This window comes from Apilactobacillus kunkeei DSM 12361 = ATCC 700308, assembly GCF_001281265.1.
Classification (GTDB): Bacteria; Bacillota; Bacilli; order Lactobacillales; family Lactobacillaceae; genus Apilactobacillus; species Apilactobacillus kunkeei.
Map to the genome: position 1 here is coordinate 164,300 of NZ_JXDB01000007.1, position 21,783 is coordinate 186,082.

A 21,783-nucleotide genomic window follows, 5' to 3' on the forward strand; every position below is an offset into this window, starting at 1 on the left:
TCCTTTAAATTAATTAGATTGTTGTATCAATATTATTGAAAACCTTGTTGTTACCGTGTTTTACCAAGATTGATTGAATCTTAGTTGTTAATAAATCAATCGCAACTTGGTTCTTACCACCTTCTGGAACGATGATATCTGCGTAACGCTTACTTGGTTCAACAAATTGATTGTACATTGGGCGAACAGTTTCCAAGTATTGTTGGATAACTTCATCCAATGTTCTGCCACGTTCCTTGGTATCTCTTTGAATTCTTCTTAAAATACGAATGTCATCATCAGTATCAACGAACACCTTAATGTCCATTAAATCTCTAAGACGCTTGTCGTCTAGGATTAAGATTCCTTCTAAAATGATAACATCACGTGGTTCTTGAGTAACTGTTTCAGTACTACGATTTAATTTAGTGTAGTCATAAACCGGTTTTTCAATTGCTTCATAGTTTAGAAGCTTATTCAAATGTTCTAGTAATAAGTCACTATCAAAAGCTAATGGATGATCGTAGTTAGTTTCTTCTCTTTCAGCCATTGTCTTATGTGATTGATCCTTGTAGTAAGAATCTTGTTGCAAAATCATAATTGAATGACCCAATAGTTGGTTAAAGATGGCACGACTAACAGTAGTTTTACCACTACCTGAACCACCAGTAACACCAATAACAACGGGACGCTTTTTCTTTTCTACCATAATAATCTCTCCATAACCGATTTATCTCATAACACTATCATTGCCGATTAAGTCATCGACATCTTTATCTGAATTATAATACTTAACCTTCTTATCATTCATATTAACACTATATGCTAAATAAAAAGTAGTCATATCCTTTGGATTCAAAATTGAATCTAGTGACTTAACCGTTGGGTTATTAATTGCACTAGGTGGGAATCCAGTATTCTTATATAAATTATAAGGGGTATTAGCATCATAATCTTTCTTTGAAAGTTTTTGTCCAGAAACTTTACCATTAGCATACCTAATAGAAGATTGCACTTCAAGAGGTAAATTACTATTTAGACGATTATATAATATTCCCGCAATCTTTTCTTGATCTTTTTTATCAACATGATTGTGTTCAATAAATGAAGCCAAAGTAATTGCTTCATCGACTGTTAGGTTTTGTTTCTTTATTTCCTTGAAATATGGACTAAATTCATAATTAGTCTTTGCTACCATTTGGTTAACAATTTGTTTCAAGGTGACATTTTTTTGTGAATTGTATGTGGCTGGATATAGGTATCCTTCTAGCACATACTTTCTATTCTTAGCCTTAAATGCTGAACCTAAAAGCTTAGGATATTTTTTCTTCAATTGGTTCAAGAAATCTGTATCATTCATTAACTTCTTGAAATCGGCACTTGAATATTGACTGCTTTGTTCCACTGATTGGGCAATTTCATCGATGTTATCACCTTCACGAACAAGCAAGCGACCATATTTACCTTGCAGAGGTTGAGCTGTTCCACCTTTTTTCAACTTGTCAGCAATCTTTTGCAAACTCATTGAAGGTGAAAGTTCATAATAACCCGCCTTTAGACCAGAATAGTTATGACTATTAACAAAATAGTCGAATACTAAACCACTTTTGACAATTTTACTTTCTTGTAAGATTGATCCAATTTTCTTATCGGAAGCACCCATTGGGATTTGAACTTGAATTAATTCTTTATCCTTTGGATTCAATGGTTTTAGTGACTCTTTAACGTATTGATGTCCAAGAATAAATATAAAAATTCCCAAAACTATTAAGATGGCGATAATACTTAGTGAAATCTTTTTGCCTAAATTAGTGTGCTTCTTTTCGAAATCATTGGAGTTCTTTTCTTCATTCAAATCCATTTCCTCCATTTAAAAATTAACGTATTTCTACATTGAATTCTTTTTCAAGATTTCTTTGCACTTTTTCCATTGCATTATTTACATCATCATCAACTAAAGTATCATGCTTGTTTTGGAATGTTAATGAATATGCTAATGACTTCTTATCTTCAGGAACATGTTCACCTTCGTATAAGTCAAACAACTTAACATCTACTAAGTACGCTCCCCCACGTTTTTCAATTACCTTAACGATTAAATCGTTTTCAACATCCTTATCAATTAGCATTGCGATATCACGCTTGATTGAAGGATATTTTGAAACTAATTCGTAGCTTTGTTCTTTCTTAGGCAAGTCAATGATTGTTTGTAGGTTTAAGTCAAAGACATAAGTTTCATTAATCTTAAATTGTTTTGCAATCTTTGGATGAACTTGTCCCACAAAACCAACATAGTGACCATGAACAAAGATATCCGCAGTTCTACCTGGGTGCATTTCTGGATATGATTCGTTAGCAACGTAGCTAATTTCACCGTTTAAACCAATTGTTTCCAAGTATTCATTAACAATTCCCTTAATTAGGAAGAAATCAACGTTCTTAGCAGGTTGGTTCCATGAATTATCAACTAGTGAACCAGTCATTGCACCAGCTAGGTGTTCAATTTCATCAGGTTTAACAACATCTGCATTTTCCTTATGGAAGACACGACCTTGTTCGTATAAAGCAACGTTATCAACTTTTCTAGCCTTGTTGTAAGCAATGTCATCTAATAGTCCTGAAACTAGGTTCATTCTTAATGTAGTGTGATCACTGCTCATTGGGTAACTTAAATCAGTTTGTGCTGATTCACCCATCATGAACATTTTAGCTTTTTCTTCAGTAGTTAAAGCATATGAGATGGCATGAGTTAAACCTAAACCTTCTAGAATGTGACGACTGTCTCTGATTAATTGTTGTTCAGCATTTAAACCACCAGTTGTCATAGTAGTTGTTGGTAAAGTACTTGGTAGGTTATCGTATCCGTAAATTCTAGCAACTTCTTCAATTAAGTCAGCTTGGATATGGATGTCACCACGTCTAGTTGGAACTGTAACAACTAAATCATCACCAGTAGCCTTAACTTCAAAACCAAGTCTTTCAAAGATGTCTGTCACTTCAGCAGCACTTAATTCCATACCTAGGACATGGTTTATACGAGCAACTGAGATTTCGATAATAGCCTTCTTAGCTTCGTACTTGCTACCAACTAAAACATCACTTGTAACTGAACCGTTGGCAATTTCTCTTGCCATTTCACTAGCTGAAGATAAAACATCTTCAACAGCCATTGGATCCACACCACGTTCAAAACGTTGTGATGCTTCAGTATGAATAACGTGTTTTCTAGCCATTTTTCTAACCTTAATTGGATCAAAGATAGCACATTCGAACAATACGTTCTTAGTATCAGCAGTAATTGAACTGTCCATACCACCAATTACACCAGCCATTGCGATTGGGCCGTTGTCATCAGCAACTACTAAATCGCTTGAATCTAATTCCACTTCGTTTTCATCTAAAGTAGTAATCTTTTCACCGTCATTAGCGTATCTAACTGATACATTGTCTGAAAGTTTATCTAGGTCATACGCGTGAATTGGTTGACCAAACTTAAGCATTGAGTAATTTGTGATATCAACAATGTTATTTACTGGTTTAATTCCGGCATTCCAAAGTCTAACTTGTATCCATAGTGGACTTGGTTTTACTTCAACACCATTAACAACACGGTTTAGGTATGTCCAAGCAATTTCTTCGTTAACATCACTTTGGATTTGATCAGATGTCAATTTATCTGAAGTTTCGCTAACCTTATCTAAATCAAACTTAGCTGGCTTGTTGTAGATTGCAGCTAAATCATGAACAGTACCGTAAATGCTTAGCATGTCACCACGGTTAGGAGTTACATCTAAATCAATTAGTGCATCATCCATACCAAGATACTTGTAAACATCGTCACCCAAGGTAGCATCTTCTGGTAAGAAGTAAATACCGTCGACCCATTCCTTTGGCACAACATCTTTAGGGTAACCAATTTCATCTAGTGCACAAAGCATACCATTGGATTGAACTCCACGCATCTTTGATTTTTTAATCTTCATGTTATCAGCAACTCTGGCACCAGATAATGCTGTAATAACGTTCTTGCCTACTTGAGCATTTGGAGCTCCACAGACAATTTGAACTGGTTCGTCTTCACCAACATCAACTTGGCAAATGTGTAAGTGATCTGAATCTGGATGGTTTTCCATTTCCACAATCTTACCTACAACGATTTTTTTAAGTCCATCGCTAGGTTTGATAACAGAGTCAACTTCGACTGATGAACGTTCAATTTTTTCGGCTAATTCGTCAGCAGGAATATCTAAGTCAATGTATTCCTTTAACCAATTGTATGAAATTTTCATTAGTATCTCTCCTTAATTAAATTGCGATAAAAATCTAACGTCGTTTAGGTAGAAATCACGAATATCTTCAACACCGTATTTCAACATTGCAAAACGATCTGGACCTAGTCCAAATGCGAAACCACCGTATACGTCAGCATCTACACCGGCCATCTTCAATACGTTTGGATGTACCATTCCGGCACCTAGAACTTCAATCCATCCAGAGTGCTTACATACATCACAACCCTTACCATCACACTTGAAACAAGTAACATCTGCCTCAACTGATGGTTCAGTGAATGGGAAGTAACTTGGTCTCAAACGAATATCGTACTTGTTACCAAATAATTGGTGTAATAGGTATTCAAGAGTTCCCTTTAAGTCACCCATTGTAATGTTCTTATCAATCACGATTCCTTCTACTTGGTGGAATTGGTGTGAATGAGTAGGATCATCAGTATCACGTCTGTATACAACACCTGGTGAAATCATCTTTAATGGGCCCTTACTGAAATCATGTTTTTCAAGAGTTCTTGCTTGCATAGGAGAGGTTTGAGTTCTCATCAAGATTTCTTTAGTAATGTAGAAAGTATCTTGCATATCTCTGGCTGGATGATCCTTTGGTAGGTTCATCATTTCAAAGTTATACTTATCTTCTTCTACTTCTGGACCACTTTTAACTTCGTAACCCATACCGGTGAACATGTCACAAATTTCATCAATAATGGATTGGATAACATGTGGATGTCCCTTAGCCACTGGAGTACTTGGAAGAGTAACATCGATTTTTTCAGCAACTAGTTGTGCTTCTAAAGCCTTGTTTTCTAATTCTGTTAATTTTGCATCCAAAGCATTTTGAATTTCATCTCTGATTTCGTTGGCATAGCTACCAACTTCGGGTCTTTTTTCAACTGGTAAGTCCTTGATACCTCTTAGTGCCTGAGTAATTGGACCTTTTTTACCAAGTAAATTAACTTTAATTTCTTTAGTAATTTCGTTAACGTCGGTTGCTTGATTGATTTGAGCAATTCCATCATCACGCAACTTGGTTAAATCATCTTTTAATGACATAGTATTCTCCTCTCATTTCAACAAAAAAAGCCTCATCCCAAAAGGGACGAAGCTTCGCGGTACCACCCTAGTTTATAAATTGCGATTCGCAATTTATACACTCAAAATCCATAACGGTGGAATACCGGATTATTTTTCGTTAATTGTAACTCCCAATATCAGTTCAGAAAATGAATTCAGCTGACTTGTGACTACTCTCATCAAATGTAGTCTTTCTGTATTGTTTGTCGCCTACTAATTTTTCTTCAACACATTTAATTAAATAATATCTTAAAAACATTAGTCGGTCAAGGTTAATCGTTAATATCACACCATTGATCTGACCAGTCATGAATTCGTTCCATGATTGGACCCAATGCTTCACCTTTTTCAGTTAATTCATATTGAATTAATGAAGAATCGCAAAATGTTTTACGAGTAATGATACCGTCTTCTTCAAGTTCCTTTAGTCTTTCAACTAATACACGATCACTGCACTTAGAAACTACGTTTGCAATACATTTGAAACGTTGTGGTCCATTGACCAATAGTGTTTCAATAATTAAACCATTCCATTTCTTGCCTAGCATTTGAAAAGTTTGTTCAAACTTAGGACACAAATGAAAATCGATTGTGGTGCTCATTTGACTTTCTTTTGCCATGAACTAACCTCCTTTTTATAGTGTCTATTTTTAATTTTGTTTTTTAAATTTTGGTATTTTGGTGCGAAATATTCTCGAATAGCATCGTAATCATCGATAAGTGATACAATCACACTTTCAGCATACTTGGGCTTTGTTAAAGTCAATCCCCACATATGCTTAGTGATAATGTCTCTTTCCTTATCGTTTAACTTAGTTATTTTTTCAGCATTTCTAAGCGCCACTCTTGGGTGCATATAAGCATGGGAACCTAAGCGGAACTTGCTTGATCGCCAATCGTAGAAAAATAGGTCATGCAGCAATCCACCACGGGCTGTGGCTTTAGCATCTAAACCGAATTTCTTAGCGATTAAATAACTCTCATATGAAACATGAATACAATGTTGTAAACGAGTTGATGAATGATGTTGGATATAGTTATCTAGTCTCAAGACTTCTGGACTGCTTAGTAAATCAGAAACATAGCTAACATATTCTTTATCATTTCGCCATGCATCTTCTTTCAATATACTATCTCCTAACTCAATAATTTATTTTTTAAGATGGAACATTGCGATTCCAGCAGCAATCGCTACATTAAGTGATTCTGCTCTTCCCTTGATAGGAATATATAAATTTTTAGTGGTTTGGTCAAGTATTTTATCTTGCATACCATTACCTTCATTTCCCATTACTAAGGCAAAAGCATCCTTTTTTTCAATCTGATTATAACTCACTGCTTGAGGATTTAATTCTGTTCCATAAACCGGAATATCGTTTTCCTTAAACTTGCCAATCCAATCAAGTAGGTCACCTTCCAGTAACTTCAAATGAAATTGACTGCCTTGCATTGAACGTAAAACCTTTGGATTAAATTGACTGGATGTTCCTTCACCAAAGATAACACCGTCAAATCCGGCCGCATCTGCAGTTCTAACCATTGTTCCAATGTTTCCTGGATCTTGAATTTGGTCTAACAATAACCAAGAACCAAACATGTCTAATGAATCAAAATGATCTTCTTTTGGTAATTCAACAATTCCAAAAATTCCTTGCGGAGTTGATGTTGAACCCAATGCCTTTGAAACATCGTCGGTAATTTCAATTACTTCACCGTCAAAAGCATCAATTTCAGCTTGATGTAATTCATACTGCTTATTTGTAGTTAATACAACTTCAACGTTTTGGTTAGCATTAATCGCTTCAGATACTAAATGCCAACTTTCCAAAATATATTGGTTACTATTTAAACGGCCCTTTTTTGTTTTTAACTTTGACCATTTTTTTACTCGTTCATTTTTTGCAGAAACAATTTTTTCCATTACTGGATATGACCCCTTTAAGTTATTTATCTTTCCTATTATTTTAGCATAATAATCAAATAAAACATATATGTTACTATTGTTTAGTAAGGAGGAATCAATATGACCAATAAAAATATTGAAATCATCGTTTTTGGAAGAGTTCAAGGTGTTGGTTTTAGATACAGTACCAAGAAAGTCGCCGATAGAATGAATCTAAATGGTTTTGTCCAAAACTTAAGAGATGGAAGCGTCTTGATTCATGTTAACGGTGAAACATCCATAGTTGATGAATTCGTTTCTAAAATTAAAGATTCACCTACATCTTATGGCAGAGTAGATAATATAAAAATAACTAATATCAATGAAATTCATGATAAAGGGTTTATAATAAAATAATTCGGGTTTTTATCTGATATAATTCCAATTTTCTGGTATTATTGTAAATGAAATTTACAGGAAAGGTTTTTTGTAATGAAAAAATTAAAGAGATTCAGTGCCCTATCTTTGATTGGAGTTATGGCTTTAGTCTTATCAGGATGTGTACGTGTGGATTCAAACGGTAAACCATATGGTCTTACATATGAATACCTTGCTCTCCCAGGTCAACACATTCTAGACTTTATCGCTAAATTCTTCGGCGGATATGGTTGGGCGATTATCATTCTAACTATCATCGTTAGAATGATCTTGCTTCCTGCAATGATTAGTCAAACTAAGAAGTCTACTATCATGCAAGAAAAGATGAGCTTCATCAAGCCTAAGATGCAAGAAATTCAAGAAAGACAAAAAAACGCTTCTTCAAAAGAAGAACAAATGAAGATTCAACAAGAAATGATGCAACTATATAAGGATAACAACATTAGCATGGCTGGGGGTATTGGTTGTCTACCATTAATCATTCAAATGCCAATTTACCTTGCCTTATATAACGGAATTCGTTTCTCACCAGAAGTTTCACACACTATGTTCTTAGGTGTAAAACTTGGTGACAAGAGTTTAATCTTGGTTGTATTGTCATTCTTAGCATACGTTCTTCAAGGATACTTGATGACTTTAGGTCTTCCAGAAGATCAAAAGAAACAAATGAAGATGATGGCATACTTTACACCAATCATGATTGTGTTGGTAACATTCAGTGCTCCTGCCGGATTAGGTATTTACTTCTTTATTAGTGGTTTATTTGCTTGTTTACAAACATTAATCATTAACATGTACCGTCCAAAGATCAGAGCAGAAGTTGCCGCACAAGCAGCTGCTCAAGCGCAAAGCGATGAAAAAGTCATTCTACACGATGTAGAAGAGGAAGATTCATCAGAAGAACATGAACAAATCAAAACGGTTGAAGAACATGATAACCATGAAGATTTGAGAAAACGTAATTCAGGAAAACAAAATAGATAAAACAAAAAACACCTTTTAAAAAGGTGTTTTTTTATTACATATTTTTTAGAAGAATAATAAATCATACTTAGCAGTGAACTTTTTGTCTGGACTAATCTTATTAATGCCGACTTTATGTTCAATTTTTCCGTCTGTATGAACATCGTCTGCGATTCCCCACCATGGTTCAAGACAAACGAATGGTGCGTCTTTTGCAGACCATAATCCACCGTATTCAATATCGTAGGCAGTCATAGATACTCCATGATCTGAAACGTCATTAGATAGAATAGTTGTAAACTCTTCATTCTTAATTTCAACTACCTTAGCATCATCATAAAACAATTCATGTGATAGTTTAATTGGTTGATCTAATTCTATTTTTTCAACTTTTTCAAGGTTGGCATATGGAACATCAAATTGAATTTGGTCATATGTTCCTTTATTAGCAAACTTAACAGAATAATCGTCGTATTGTTCACTTCCATCATTCATCAATGGCACGTTGAATGCTGGATGGGCACCTACTGAAAAGTACATTTCTTTGGTGTCGGTATTAAAAACGTTAATGTTAGTAGACAACTTATGATTATCCAATTGATAGTGAATAACTAGTTTGAAAGCAAAAGGATACATCTTCTTAGTTTCTTCGTTACTAACAAGTTGCAAATCAATCCAATCACTACCTTGGTCTAATACATGAAATTCCATATCTCTTGCGAATCCATGCTGACCCATTTCATAAGTCTTGCCGTCGTAAGTGTATTGATTATCTTTTAGACGTCCAACAATTGGAAATAAAATTGGCGCATGACGAGCCCAATACTTTTTATCACCGGACCAAATGTATTCTAATCCATCAGTACTTTTAACACTGTTAATTTCAGCACCATGCGTATTAATTTTCACTTTTAGGTGTTCATTACTAATTGTTTTAATCATAGTCTCTCCCCTAACAAGTTTCTAACTACATTTTACAATAAAGCGCTTTCATTTTGCAATTGTTATGTTAAGATCTTGGAAAAAACTTATTATAATCACGCAACAAATGCTCGTTAGAAACGTGAGTATAAATTTGTGTCGTTGATAAACTGCTATGTCCTAATAACTCTTGAACTGTCCGTAAATCAGCACCATTATTAAGCATTTCAGTAGCAAACGTATGTCTTAACATATGCGGATGAATATTGGTTGTTAAAGATGTTTGCTTAACAATCTCATCTAAAATGTATTCTACTCCACGACTTGTTAATTCGTCACCGTATTGGTTTACGAACACATAATCATGGTGTTTGTGATACTTATTAACTAACAAATCGCGACAGTTAGTTTGATATTGTTTTAAAGCCTTAATCAAATAGTTACCAAATGGTAAGTATCTTTGTTTATTTCCCTTACCAATTACCTTGATAATCCGATTATCAAAATCGATATCGCTAAACTGCAAGTTAACACATTCGCTCACACGCATCCCCGTATCGTACAGGATTTCAATAATTGCATAATTTCTGTAACTAAGAATCTCACTTTTACCACGCTTGGCCGCTTCAAATAGCTCATATAGTTCCTTTTGATAAAAGAAGCGCGGTAAATGATTAGGATGCTTTTTTAAGTTCACCTGATCAAACGGATTTTGTGAGACAACATCGTTTCGTTCCAAAAAATGAAAGAATGAACGAAGTGATGAAATCTTTCTGATGACAGTATTTCTACTTTCATCGCATTGCTTCAAAATCGTAAGGTAGTTACTGACATCCAAATCATCGGTTTGCTGTAAGCTACGATTTTCTTCCCCTAATGTTTTTACAAATTCATTGATATCAGATTGATAAGCAATTGCTGTGTTATCAGAATATTGACGTTCATTGATTAAATATTTCATGTACCATTCAATTAATTCTTCATCTTGATATTTTTTCATTGGCTATCTCTCTTATCTTATTAAACTAATAGCCCCTAAGAGTTTTAAATCTTTAGGGGCTATTAACTATTTTTGTACGGCTTCTTCGTAATCGCCGTTAGGACATACCACTTGGGTACCACCTTTAATCTTCTTTTCTACCAAGAAATTTCCATCCTTAGGACAGTCTCTTCCGATTGGTTTATCCCATGTAACAAAATCACATTCAGGATATCTTGAACAACCATAGAAGATACGATTCTTCTTTGATTTACGTTCAATAACATCGCCCTTCTTACATTTTGGACATGTAACACCAATCTTTTTAACGATAGCTTGTGTATTTCGACAATCTGGGAATCTAGAACAAGCATAGAACTTACCATATCTTCCCATCTTGATAACCATTGGAGCACCACAGACTTCACAGTTGTAACCAGCTGGTTCGTCTTTAATTTGAACATCTTCCATGTTCTTTTCGGCGTTCTTAACTTCTTTTTCAAATGGTCTGAAGTACTTATCGACAACTTCAACCCAGTTTTGCTTAGCGTCTTCAATTTCATCTAAGTTATTTTCAAGGTCGGCAGTAAATTCGATGTTAACGATATCAGGGAAGTATTCTTCGATAATGTTATTAACGATTTCACCTAATTCAGTAGGTTCGAATCTTCTACCAACTAACTTAACATAGTATCTCTTTTGAATCGTACTCAAAGTTGGCGCGAAGGTAGATGGTCTACCTACACCGTTTTCTTCAAGTGTTCTGATTAGCTTAGCTTCACTGTATCTAGCAGGTGGTTGAGTGAAGTGTTGATCCGGATTGTTCTTAGCCATCTTCACTTCGTCACCCTTGGCTAGGTCAGGTAAGATATTATCTTTTTCTTTTCCCTTGTTGTAAACCTTTAGGAAACCTTCGAACTTAAGCTTTGAACCGTTTGCTCTGAAATCAACACCATTTTGTTCCATGTCTACTGTCATGGTATCCATGATAGCAGGTGTCATTTGACTAGCCATGAATCTTGACCAAATCAAGTTGTATAGCTTGTATTGATCATTGGTTAGATATTGTTTTAGGCTTGCTGGAGTTCTCTTAACAGAAGTTGGACGAATCGCTTCATGGGCGTCTTGAGCACCTTCTGGTAATTTACCCTTAACTGGTTTAGTTGCTGCAAACTCAGCACCATAATTATCGTGAATAAATTCGGATGCTTCGTGCTTAGCTAAAGCAGAAATTCTAGTTGAATCAGTTCTCATGTAAGTAATCAAACCTTGGTTACCATCTTTACCAATATTGATACCTTCATACAATTGTTGAGCCGCCATCATTGTCTTTCCTGTCTTGAAGTTCAACTTAACGTTGGCGTCTTGTTGCATTGTACTAGTAGTAAATGGTGGTTGAGGTTGTCTCTTACGTTCCTTTTTAACAACGTTTTGAACCTCAAATGGTTTGTTCTTATCGAATTTAGACAACACAGCTTGAACTTCATCATTACTGTTTAGTTCAGTCTTCTTAGCGTTCACTCCGTAAAAACTGGCCTTGAATGCTTCTCGACCCTTCTTCATGTCGGCATCGATGGTCCAGTATTCCTTTGGAACGAATTCTTTGATTTCACGTTCTCTTTGGATAATCAACCACAAAGCGATTGATTGAACACGTCCGGCACTTAGACCCTTTTTAACCTTTTTCCATAGTAATGGAGAAATTGAGTAACCCACTAAACGGTCTAAAACACGACGAGCTTGTTGAGCATCAACTAAGTTCATGTCAATTTCTCGAGGGTTCTTAAATGCTTCCTTAACGGCATCCTTAGTAATTTCATGGAAAGCAACACGATTCTTATCGTCTTCTTTCAATCCAAGCAAGTGTGATAGATGCCATGCGATAGATTCTCCCTCTCTATCCGGGTCAGATGCGAGATAAACATTTTTGGCTTTTTTTGCTTCAGCCTTTAGTTCCTTGATTGTTTCGCCCTTACCACGAATAGAGATGTAGTGAGGTTCAAAATCGTTATCGACGTCGACCCCCATCTTACTCTTTGGCAGATCTCTAACGTGACCCTTACTAGCAATAACACGGTAGGTTCTACCTAGGTATTTTTGAATTGTTTTAGCCTTGGTTGGAGATTCGACAATCACTAGTTTCTTTTTTGCCGACTGTCTTTTTTTCTTTGTTGTTGATTTTGTAGTAGTCGCCATTTACATCCCTCGTCATTTTATTTCTTTTTTAATATCTCCCAAAGGCTAATTATTAATATTTATATTCTTCTAATATGTCTTTGGCAGTAATTACTGGTTTGGCACCAGCCTGAATTAAATCATTACAACCAACCGATAACTCGCTATCAATCCTTCCTGGGACTGCTAGGACGTTTCGGTTATTTTGTAGTGCTAAATTAGCGGTGATTAAACTACCTGATCTATACTTGGCTTCAGTTACCAGGATAGAACGTACCAATCCAGCTATAATTCGATTTCTTTCCGGAAAATGATACCTTGCTGGCCGACAACCAACTGGATATTCGCTTAGCAACAAATGATTTTTTGCAATCGCTCGTTGTAGAGATTCATTTTCTCTTGGATAATATTGATCTAAACCGGTTCCAATCACAGCAATCGTTTTACCATGATTGGCAATTGCTGCCAAGTGAGCAAGTCTATCAACTCCCTTGGCTAGTCCAGAAACAATCGTGATTCCGTTATTAATAACATCAGGCATTAAACGCCTAATTACCTCAACAGAATACTCAGTATTATTTCTAGAACCAACAATTGCTAATGCTTTATTTTCCAAAAGCCTTAAATCACCAAAGTAAAATAACACAATTGGTGGCAAATATGCTTCTTTTAGTTTCTCCGGATATAAGTCATCTATAATGGTTAGCCATTTAACATGATTTATATGATGATCAAGTTCACTATTTAATTTATCACTATTATAGAAATTAATAAATGTTTTTGATTTATTTTTAGATAACATTAATGTTTCTGCAATCTCTTCAGCAGTCATATTTAACTCATCAGGAATTACTTCATAAGTGCTTTTTAGCCATCGATAAAATCGATATTCTGATTTAATACCGATGCTCTTAGCTAATTTTAGTTTTAATAATAATTCTCTTGTTTTCATATATACCTCCAGTTTTACAAGGTATATACGATAAAAGTGACTAAAATAAATCAGAAACTGGTTTAAAACTTCTTCGATGAATTGGCGTTGCTCCATACTTGTGTAAAGCGTCTAAGTGCTTCTTGGTACCATAACCGGCATTGTTGGCAAAATCGTATTCTGGATATTGCTGATCGTATTGTTTCATTAAGTCATCACGATAGGTCTTGGCTAGGATGCTGGCAGCAGAAACACTGGCGCTCTTTGCATCACCCTTAATCAATTTAAGTTGATGGATATCAACATCAATTTGCATTGCATCAACGATGATTTCTTGTGGTAATTCTTTTAATCCCAATACCGCTTCTTTCATCGCTACTCTAGTTGCTTCATAGATATTAATATCATCAATTAACTTGTTATCAGCAATTCCATATGAATAATCAATTGACTTAGCTTTAATTTGGTCAGCTAATTCATATCTCTTCTTTTCAGAAAGTTGCTTTGAATCATTAACTTCGTAGACATCAAAATCATGAGGTAGTATCACTGCACATGTGACAACCGGTCCAGCTAGTGGTCCTCTTCCAACTTCATCGACTCCAGCAATGACATTAATTCCCTCATTCCAAAATTCATGTTCATACTTTAATCTTTGATGAAATTCCTCTATCTCATGATTTATTTTCTCAATCTGTTTAACACGCTGTGTAATTAATTTTTGCACTCCGACTCTGCTATCATCTTTATATTTTTGCAGTAATTCCGAATTTATATCATCAACAGATTTTAAAATTTCTTTAATATCTTTGATTGATTCAGCCATTTTTATTCTTCCTCTTCTGTAGATAGGTCGTTAACATTATCTAGAGTAAAACGACCAATCTTACCTTTTCTGGAATCTAAAATAATTCTCATTGAAGCTCTTTCGTAATCATCTTGCATGCCGACTTTTTTAGTAATCTTTAGTAGTAAATCAACATCAGATAGGTCCATATCATCTTCTGATAGGTGGTAACGATTGATTAACTCTTTTGGATTAGTGGTTCTAAAGAAATGAAGAGCAAACAAACCAACATCATCACTGTGGTAAATGCTGTCCTTAATCGCTCCTGTCATCGCTAGCTTGTTAGCAATGTCATCATTTTGAAACTTAGGCCATAAGATACCTGGAGTATCCAATAATTCTAGTTCGTCACTAGATTTTAGCCATTGTTGACCCTTAGTAACTCCGGCACGGTTACCAACTTGGGCGGCACGTCTCTTAACAATTTGGTTCAACAATGTTGACTTACCAACGTTTGGAACACCAACACAGATTGCACGAATAACCTTCTTATCGAATCCTCTTTCCTTAGCATCATCAATCTTATCAGCTAAAAGATCCTTAACAACCTTGGTGATGTATTTACCAGTGGTGTTTTTCTTTGAATCAATTGCAATTGCTGCATATCCTTGATTCTTAAAGTATGATAACCATTGGTTGGTAATGTTTGGGTTTGCCAAATCTGCCTTTGTAAGAATCATTAATCTAGGTTTTCCTTGACTAATTCTTGCTACTTCCGGGTTGACTGAACTAAATGGGCATCTTGCATCCACTAGTTCAAATACAATATCTACTAAATGAATATTTTCTTCAAATTGACGAATTGCTTTCGCCATATGTCCTGGAAACCATTGAATCATATTTTATCCGCTCCTAACTTATATATATTAATTGTACTATATTAATCACCAAAAAATGAACCTAAATTAATAGGTTCATTTTTTAGTGTTTACTATTTTGAAAATCCATCCAAGCATCATCAAAAATTGTCATACTTGGTAAATAACTAGCATTTTCTTCCAAGTATTCTGAAATTTCATCATAATCAGTAGATTGCTTGGGAAATGATTGATCGTAAAATGCGTTGTTTGCAAATTGAGCAACCGCTTCGGTACTCTTAGGATTACGTTCAGTCATTAAATACTGGTAAAAACTTTTCATAGTTGCTCCTTTATTGATTAGGAATTAAGACTTTAAATTCAAAGTCACCGTCACCATTCATATCAATTTTATTAGCTTGGTATGAAAGTTCTTTCTTACCACCTAATTTGTTGACATGCAAGATGATACGACTGTTCTTGCTATCTAATTCGACCCATTTTGGAATGTTGTAATGTTTGCCAACATAACCAATTACAAAACGAGGTGGTACATTTAACTTACCAACTTCAAGTTTACTTGCAGTTAGTTCCACATCACCATTGCTTAATAAGTGTGGATCCAAACTTAATAGGTATCCGACTTTGGAACCTAAGATGGTAATCTTACCATAAACGTAGGCTTGTTTGTCTACCCAGAACTTATAGTCCATGTTTTTTTCTTTCTTTTCGAACTTTTCTAGGTAGTAACTTGATAATGCGTTAATTTGTTTTTTATTCAAACTAACACTAATTGGTGTATTGTTTTTTGACGCTGTTCCCATTTGTGGATTTACGGTTTCACTATTCATTTGCTTCCAAGCATAGAATGCACCACCAAGTAGTACGATTACTAATAAAATGAATAGGTACTTAAATAGTTTTTTCTCTTTTGCTTTTTCCATTACAATTGCCTCTAATTCCAGTCATTAAATCTAAATAATTGTGATACGAGTCTGTTGGTCATGTAGTTATATCCCTTATCATTTGGATGGAAATGATCATCTGGGGAAATATAATTATTTAACTCGCCCTTAGTATCATCTAATTTTAAAATGTCCAATGGATTAAAAGTTACTTCATCACTTGATTCAACTAACTTTTCTTTTTGGGCCTTACTCTTATATTGTCCATATGATAGTGGTGTGATGTCAACAAAATGAGCTTTTTTATTTCTTAGCACAACACCGTTTGTAATTTGGTTGTACTTCTTAACGTATTGATTAATCACATCAACATTTGCAAAGTATACATAGATTGGATTATAAATACCAAACACGTAGATTGGTGCCTTTTTATTTTCTTTTCTGATATCATTCATTAATCTATTCACTTTGGCTTGATAAGTGATAGAGGCTTGCTTCATTCTACTATTAAACTTAGCTTTACCATCAACTAAAGCGTTACTTTGTAGACTTTGTAGCAAGTCATTACCACCAACGGTTAGAACAATAATGTTGGCCTTTTTCAAACTACTTGAAAGGCCTTTAACGTTGTTTTGAACACGCTTATCAATTTGATCACTACGTTGTCCAGCAATTCCATAGTTAACTGTTGTAACGTGCTTATAACCCTTTTTATCCAATGCCTGTTTAGTTCTTGATACATAGCCACCGGCTTTTTTAGGGTCACCAACTCCCTGTGTTAATGAATCACCTAACGCAACGATGGATATTTTTTTGTTCTTGTTAACATTCGTGATTTTAGTCTTGTGTCTAACGTTTGAATAAACTTGGTAGCTCACACCGGCAATTCCAAATACTACGATCAAAAATAGTATGAATTTAAATACTTTTTTCATAATAATCACCCCATAAAAAAAGGTTATGTAGCAATCCATAACCTTTTTTTATTATTTTATTTACGTTCAAATATTTCAAAACGGTATGGATAAATGTTCTTATCATCAATGATTCCTTCTTTGGTTGATACTAAATCAAATTGACTGTAATCAATCTCTGGCATTTGAGTATCACCTTCAAAGTCGTAATCAATTACGGTCCTGTATAAACGATCAACGTATGGAAGTAATTCAGCAAAAATCTTAGCACCACCAACAACGAAAATTTCCTTATCACTAAACTTTTTAGCAAAAGCTAGAAATTCTTCTAACGTGTTAAAGACAACAACGTCGTTAGGATATTCACTTTTATCATGACTAGTTAATACGGTGTTTAAACGGTTTGGTAGTGGACGCTTAAAGCTTTCGTATGTTGTTCTTCCTGCCATGATGATTTGGTGTGTGGTAGTTTCCTTAAAATATTTCATATCAGCTGGTAAATGCCATGGTAATCCACCATTTAAACCAATAATATGATTATCTGATTCAGCCCATAAAAATGAAATCATTAGTAATAGTCCCCTTTATTATTTATACAGCAACTGGTGCCTTGATTGGATCATGGTGCTTATAATCGATTACTTTAATGTCGTCCATGTCGTAATCAAAAATACTTTCCTTGTCAGGATTTAACCATAGCTTAGGTGCTTCGTATGGTTCTCTACTCAATTGTTCTTCAATTTGAGAAACGTGGTTTGAGTAAATATGAGCATCCCCTAAAGTATGGATAAATTCACCAGGTTCTAATCCGCATTCTTTAGCGATTAATGAGGTTAATAGTGCGTAACTTGCAATATTAAATGGTACTCCTAAGAAGATGTCACCAGAACGTTGGTATAATTGACAGCTTAACTTACCGTCGTTCACGTAGAATTGGAACATTGTGTGGCAAGGTGGTAATGCTACAAACGGAATGTCTTCTGGATTCCATGCTGAAACAATTAATCTTCTTGAATCAGGATTTGTCTTGATTTGATCAATTACGTTTTGAATTTGGTCAATAGTGCCACCAGTAGTGGTCTTCCATTTACGCCATTGGCTACCGTAAACAAGTCCTAAATCACCGTATTTCTTGGCAAAGTCGTCATCTTCGACGATTCTTTGACAGAATTTTTTCTTTTCAGCTAAGTATTGTTTCTTAAATTCTGCATCCTTTTCAGCTCTCAAACCGAAGTCGGTCATGTCTGGGCCAGTGTATTCATCTGATTCAACCCAGTTTTTAAAAGCCCATTCATCCCAGATGTGGTTCTTGTGCTTTAGTAAGAATTGAATATTAGTGTCCCCGCGTAAGAACCATAATAATTCACTCTTGATTAAGCCAAAAGGAACCTTCTTGGTAGTTAATAAAGGAAAACCTTTTGATAGGTCAAAACGCATTTGGTAACCAAATGTACTAATTGTCCCTGTTCCAGTTCTATCTTCCTTACGATGGCCATTTTCTAAAACGTACTTGGCAAGATTTAAATAAGCATCTTCTAACATGTCATTACCCCTATTCAACATATTCGCTTAAATATTCCCAGCGACTAATCTTTTCGTCGGACTGTTTATTTAAGTCATCAATCTTTAATTGTGTTTCAGCTAGTTTATCATAATCATTTCCCAAATGGGTCATTTCTTCTTTCAATTTACTGATTTGTTGATCTAAATCATCAATGTCTTTTTCTAACTGATCATATTCCATTTGTTCAGCATAAGTTAGTTTCTTCTTGGTAGTCTTTTCTTCTGCTGGTTGTTGCTCTTCTTTTTTCTTTGCAGCATATTCAACATGTGCTTGTTTCTTTTCTGTCTTGTTTTGTTCGGCTGCTTGCTTTAAGTATTCAGTGAACAATCCAACATGACTTTCAATATCACCATCACCGTTAAAGATTAAAAGACGGTTTGCAACCTTATCTAGGAAGTAACGGTCATGAGAAACGGTGATTACAGTTCCACTAAAGTGCGAAATATAGTCTTCTAGTACCGTTAATGTGGAGATATCTAGGTCATTGGTTGGTTCATCAAGTAGTAAAACATTTGGTTGTTGCATCAATAGTTTTAATAAATACAAACGACGTTTTTCACCACCGGACAACTTACGAATCAATGTTCCATGCATGAACTTTGGAAATAGGAATTGTTCCAATAAGTCGGTAACACTAATCTTATTTCCTGTGTTATCAGTAACGTGCTCACCAACATCTGTTAAGTAGTTAATTACACGCTTGTCTTCTGGAATTGGTTCTGTTTGTTGTGTGTAGTATGCCATCTTAACGGTTTCACCAATTTCAATGATCCCACTATCTAATGGTAACTTACCGGTAATCACGTTTAATAGCGATGATTTACCAGCACCATTTTCACCAGAAATACCAATTCTTTCGTTTCGTTGAACCAAATCACTGAAGTTCTTCAAAATCGTTTTATCGTTTAGAGTTAGATTAGCATCCTTAATTTCGATAACTTTTTTCCCTAGACGTTGTTGACCTAAGTTGATGTCAATATCTTCTTCTGTTTGTAAGTTACCAACATTTTCCTTTAAGTCATTAAAACGATTAATTCTGGCTTGTTGTTTAGTTGTTCTGGCCTTAGCACCCTTTTTCATCCAAGCTAATTCTTGTTTGTAAAGTTTTTGTTTTTTATGTTCAGCAGCAACTTCTAGGTCAACTCGTTCGGCCTTTTGTTCCAAGTAATCTTGGTAGTTACCTGTATATTCGTAAAGACTTCCAAATGATAGTTCCCAAATTTTGTTAGCGATTTGATCTAAGAAGTATCTATCGTGGGTTACGAATAGTAGAGCACCCTTATACTTAGCAAGGTATTCTTGTAACCATTCGATTGAATCAAAATCTAAATGGTTGGTAGGTTCGTCTAATATTAACAAATCAGGTGATTGAATTAATACTTGAGCTAACCCAACACGTCTCTTTTGACCTCCAGATAATGTGCTAACCACTTGGTTAACATCATCAATTTTTAGTTGGGTCAAGATGGTCTTAACGTCGTTTTCAGCATTCCATGCATCTTCTTCGTTCATCTTGGCTTCGGCATCAAGGTATTGTCTTTCTGCCTTTGGATCATCTGGATGATTGGAATAGCTTTGTAAGGTTTGTTCATATCTTCTGATGGTATTAAAAATATCCTGACTTCCGGCAAACACAGCTTCTAAAATGGTTAATGATTCGTCCAATTTAGGTTGTTGTTTTAAGTAACCAATTGTGTATGTCTTTGAGGTAATAATTTCACCAGTAGAATCAATATCTTCCTGTGATAAAACATTTAAAAGTGATGACTTACCACTACCATTGGTCCCAATTAAACCAATTCGATCTTGTTCGTTGATAATTAAATCTAGATCCTTGAATAAGGTCTTTTCACCATATGTTTTAGTTAAAGCTTCCGCTCTTAACGTTTGCATGTAATCACTCTTTCACAATTTTTTTCGCAGCTTCAATTAATTCAGCTTTTTCATTTTGGAATTCTCCGTTCACGATTCCAGTCTCAATTGCATATAATATTTTACCCAATGCCGGACCCGGTTTGACAATACCGTTCTTAATCAAATCGCCACCATTGACTGCAATTTCTTTTTTGTTTTTGATTGGTAAAGCATCGTATTGAGCTATTAAGTCTTCTTCGGATTTGGCAAATCCATACATTTTAGCAATTTGGTTAGCCAAAACTAGAAGTTCCTCACCAGTTTCATACATTGACCATTTGTCTAGAGAATCATCCCTTAGCTTTTCTACAGCCTTTGTACAAATTTCTGTTTTCTTAATGATGTCGTTAGAAGCCTTCCATGACTTTAGGAGACTAGTAATACTTGTTCGATCAAGACCAAATTCAAATGATAGTAATGACCATACCGAAACCTCGTCGGATAAGTTTAAATCATCAAGCTTAGCAATTGCTTCTAACTCGTTTTGATGAATAGCAAATCCGGGAACGTATTTATACATATCTGTATTAATCATGTCTAAAATACCTTGCTTAGGTCTTTTGGCCATCATCATCTTAAGAAATTCGGTGTAAATTCTTTCTACCGCAATTTTTTCTAACAATGCACTGTTTGATTTGATTGCCGCTAGTGTTTTAGATTCAATATCAAAGTCTAGTTTGCTGGCAAATCTAACTGCACGCATCATTCTTAATGCATCTTCATGGAAACGTTCATTAGGATTACCAACTGCTCTAATTAGATGATTTTTTAAATCGCTTAAACCATCGAATAAATCAGTAACATCCCCGTTTTCTCTCATCGCAAATGCATTAATTGTAAAGTCACGACGCTTTAAATCTTCCGCAAGCGATCTTACAAATTCAACTTTGTCCGGACGTCTATAGTCTTGGTATCCTGACTCGGTTCTAAAGGTGGTAATTTCATAACCTTTTTTTTCATGAATCACCATTACCGTCCCGTGTTCAATTCCGGTATCCACGGTTTTTTTGAATATTTTTTTAATTTCTTCTGGGTAAGCACTCGTTGCGATATCAACATCATGAATGTCTAGTCCTAATATTGTGTCACGAACACTTCCGCCAACAAAATAAGCTTCAAAACCAGCATCTTCAATTTTTTGCATGACTGGACGAGCTTTTTCAAATTCGTTCGGTAAGTTTTCTATCTTCATCTTTATACCTACTCTCAAT

22 protein-coding genes and 1 other annotated feature are annotated in these 21,783 nt (G+C 35.0%); of the genes, 2 read left to right on the forward strand and 20 right to left on the reverse strand.

What is annotated here, in order from left to right; genetic code table 11:
• Positions 1-13: 13 nt before the first annotated feature.
• From udk to RZ79_RS03695, 7 genes are all read right to left on the reverse strand, one after another.
• Positions 14-688 carry a uridine kinase gene (gene udk / locus RZ79_RS03665; protein ID WP_034530846.1) on the reverse strand — a complete coding sequence of 225 codons (675 nt, stop codon included), beginning with the start codon at positions 686-688 and terminating at the stop codon, positions 14-16.
• Positions 689-709: 21 nt separating this feature from the next.
• Positions 710-1,834 carry an endolytic transglycosylase MltG gene (mltG, locus tag RZ79_RS03670; protein ID WP_054450036.1) on the reverse strand — a complete coding sequence of 375 codons (1,125 nt, stop codon included), beginning with the start codon at positions 1,832-1,834 and terminating at the stop codon, positions 710-712.
• A 22-nt stretch (positions 1,835-1,856) separates the two neighbouring features.
• The gene (gene pheT / locus RZ79_RS03675; protein WP_054450038.1) at positions 1,857-4,268 is read right to left on the reverse strand and encodes a phenylalanine--tRNA ligase subunit beta; all 2,412 of its coding nucleotides are present in this window, start codon (positions 4,266-4,268) and stop codon (positions 1,857-1,859) included.
• Between the two features lie 12 nt (positions 4,269-4,280).
• The gene (pheS, locus tag RZ79_RS03680; protein WP_054450040.1) at positions 4,281-5,321 is read right to left on the reverse strand and encodes a phenylalanine--tRNA ligase subunit alpha; all 1,041 of its coding nucleotides are present in this window, start codon (positions 5,319-5,321) and stop codon (positions 4,281-4,283) included.
• A 39-nt stretch (positions 5,322-5,360) separates the two neighbouring features.
• Positions 5,361-5,579, reverse strand: a binding site (T-box leader).
• A gap of 35 nt (positions 5,580-5,614) precedes the next feature.
• Entirely contained in the window at positions 5,615-5,962 is a 348-nt protein-coding gene (locus RZ79_RS03685; RefSeq protein ID WP_053795459.1) for a winged helix-turn-helix transcriptional regulator, read from the reverse strand.
• Positions 5,941-6,468, reverse strand: coding sequence for an HD domain-containing protein (locus RZ79_RS03690; RefSeq protein WP_054450042.1), 528 nt, complete (start codon positions 6,466-6,468; stop codon positions 5,941-5,943). Before RZ79_RS03690 ends, RZ79_RS03685 begins: the two co-directional genes overlap by 22 nt.
• Positions 6,469-6,492: 24 nt before the next feature.
• The gene (locus tag RZ79_RS03695) at positions 6,493-7,263 is read right to left on the reverse strand and encodes a TrmH family RNA methyltransferase (protein ID WP_054450043.1); all 771 of its coding nucleotides are present in this window, start codon (positions 7,261-7,263) and stop codon (positions 6,493-6,495) included.
• Positions 7,264-7,365: 102 nt separating this feature from the next.
• Here RZ79_RS03695 and RZ79_RS03700 point away from each other — a divergent pair, with 102 nt between their 5' ends.
• Together RZ79_RS03700 and yidC are read left to right on the forward strand one after the other, a co-directional pair.
• Positions 7,366-7,641 carry an acylphosphatase gene (locus RZ79_RS03700; RefSeq protein WP_054450046.1) on the forward strand — a complete coding sequence of 92 codons (276 nt, stop codon included), beginning with the start codon at positions 7,366-7,368 and terminating at the stop codon, positions 7,639-7,641.
• Between the two features lie 75 nt (positions 7,642-7,716).
• Positions 7,717-8,646 (forward strand): membrane protein insertase YidC, encoded by a 930-nt coding sequence (gene yidC, locus RZ79_RS03705; protein WP_054450048.1) that lies wholly within the window; start codon positions 7,717-7,719, stop codon positions 8,644-8,646.
• A gap of 45 nt (positions 8,647-8,691) precedes the next feature.
• Here yidC and RZ79_RS03710 read toward each other — a convergent pair whose 3' ends face one another.
• The 13 genes from RZ79_RS03710 to RZ79_RS03770 all read right to left on the reverse strand — a co-directional run bounded on the left by RZ79_RS03710 (position 8,692) and on the right by RZ79_RS03770 (position 21,764).
• Complete coding sequence (locus RZ79_RS03710) at positions 8,692-9,567, reverse strand: aldose 1-epimerase family protein (RefSeq protein WP_225428466.1); 876 nt, start codon at positions 9,565-9,567, stop codon at positions 8,692-8,694.
• Between the two features lie 67 nt (positions 9,568-9,634).
• Positions 9,635-10,546 carry a tyrosine recombinase XerC gene (gene xerC / locus RZ79_RS03715; RefSeq protein WP_054450050.1) on the reverse strand — a complete coding sequence of 304 codons (912 nt, stop codon included), beginning with the start codon at positions 10,544-10,546 and terminating at the stop codon, positions 9,635-9,637.
• Between the two features lie 66 nt (positions 10,547-10,612).
• A complete protein-coding gene (topA, locus tag RZ79_RS03720) occupies positions 10,613-12,721 on the reverse strand; it encodes a type I DNA topoisomerase (protein ID WP_054450051.1) in 2,109 nt (702 codons plus the stop codon).
• 52 nt (positions 12,722-12,773) lie between these two features.
• A complete protein-coding gene (dprA, locus tag RZ79_RS03725; RefSeq protein ID WP_054450053.1) occupies positions 12,774-13,652 on the reverse strand; it encodes a DNA-processing protein DprA in 879 nt (292 codons plus the stop codon).
• 40 nt (positions 13,653-13,692) lie between these two features.
• Positions 13,693-14,457, reverse strand: a complete 765-nt coding sequence (locus RZ79_RS03730) for a ribonuclease HII (protein WP_054450055.1) — start codon at positions 14,455-14,457, stop codon at positions 13,693-13,695.
• Positions 14,458-14,459: 2 nt separating this feature from the next.
• The gene (ylqF, locus tag RZ79_RS03735; protein ID WP_054450057.1) at positions 14,460-15,317 is read right to left on the reverse strand and encodes a ribosome biogenesis GTPase YlqF; all 858 of its coding nucleotides are present in this window, start codon (positions 15,315-15,317) and stop codon (positions 14,460-14,462) included.
• 82 nt (positions 15,318-15,399) lie between these two features.
• Positions 15,400-15,618, reverse strand: coding sequence for a YozE family protein (locus tag RZ79_RS03740; RefSeq protein WP_034530821.1), 219 nt, complete (start codon positions 15,616-15,618; stop codon positions 15,400-15,402).
• A 10-nt stretch (positions 15,619-15,628) separates the two neighbouring features.
• A complete protein-coding gene (locus RZ79_RS03745; protein WP_053792735.1) occupies positions 15,629-16,219 on the reverse strand; it encodes a YpmS family protein in 591 nt (196 codons plus the stop codon).
• 11 nt (positions 16,220-16,230) lie between these two features.
• Entirely contained in the window at positions 16,231-17,115 is an 885-nt protein-coding gene (locus RZ79_RS03750; protein WP_054450059.1) for a GDSL-type esterase/lipase family protein, read from the reverse strand.
• 56 nt (positions 17,116-17,171) lie between these two features.
• Positions 17,172-17,663, reverse strand: coding sequence for a dihydrofolate reductase (locus tag RZ79_RS03755; protein ID WP_054450060.1), 492 nt, complete (start codon positions 17,661-17,663; stop codon positions 17,172-17,174).
• A gap of 22 nt (positions 17,664-17,685) precedes the next feature.
• Entirely contained in the window at positions 17,686-18,636 is a 951-nt protein-coding gene (locus RZ79_RS03760; RefSeq protein ID WP_034533914.1) for a thymidylate synthase, read from the reverse strand.
• Positions 18,637-18,646: 10 nt separating this feature from the next.
• On the reverse strand, positions 18,647-20,551 hold the full coding sequence (locus RZ79_RS03765) for an ABC-F family ATP-binding cassette domain-containing protein (protein WP_054450063.1): 1,905 nt from the start codon (positions 20,549-20,551) through the stop codon (positions 18,647-18,649).
• Between the two features lie 4 nt (positions 20,552-20,555).
• Positions 20,556-21,764 (reverse strand): CCA tRNA nucleotidyltransferase, encoded by a 1,209-nt coding sequence (locus tag RZ79_RS03770; protein ID WP_054450064.1) that lies wholly within the window; start codon positions 21,762-21,764, stop codon positions 20,556-20,558.
• Positions 21,765-21,783 lie beyond the last annotated feature (19 nt).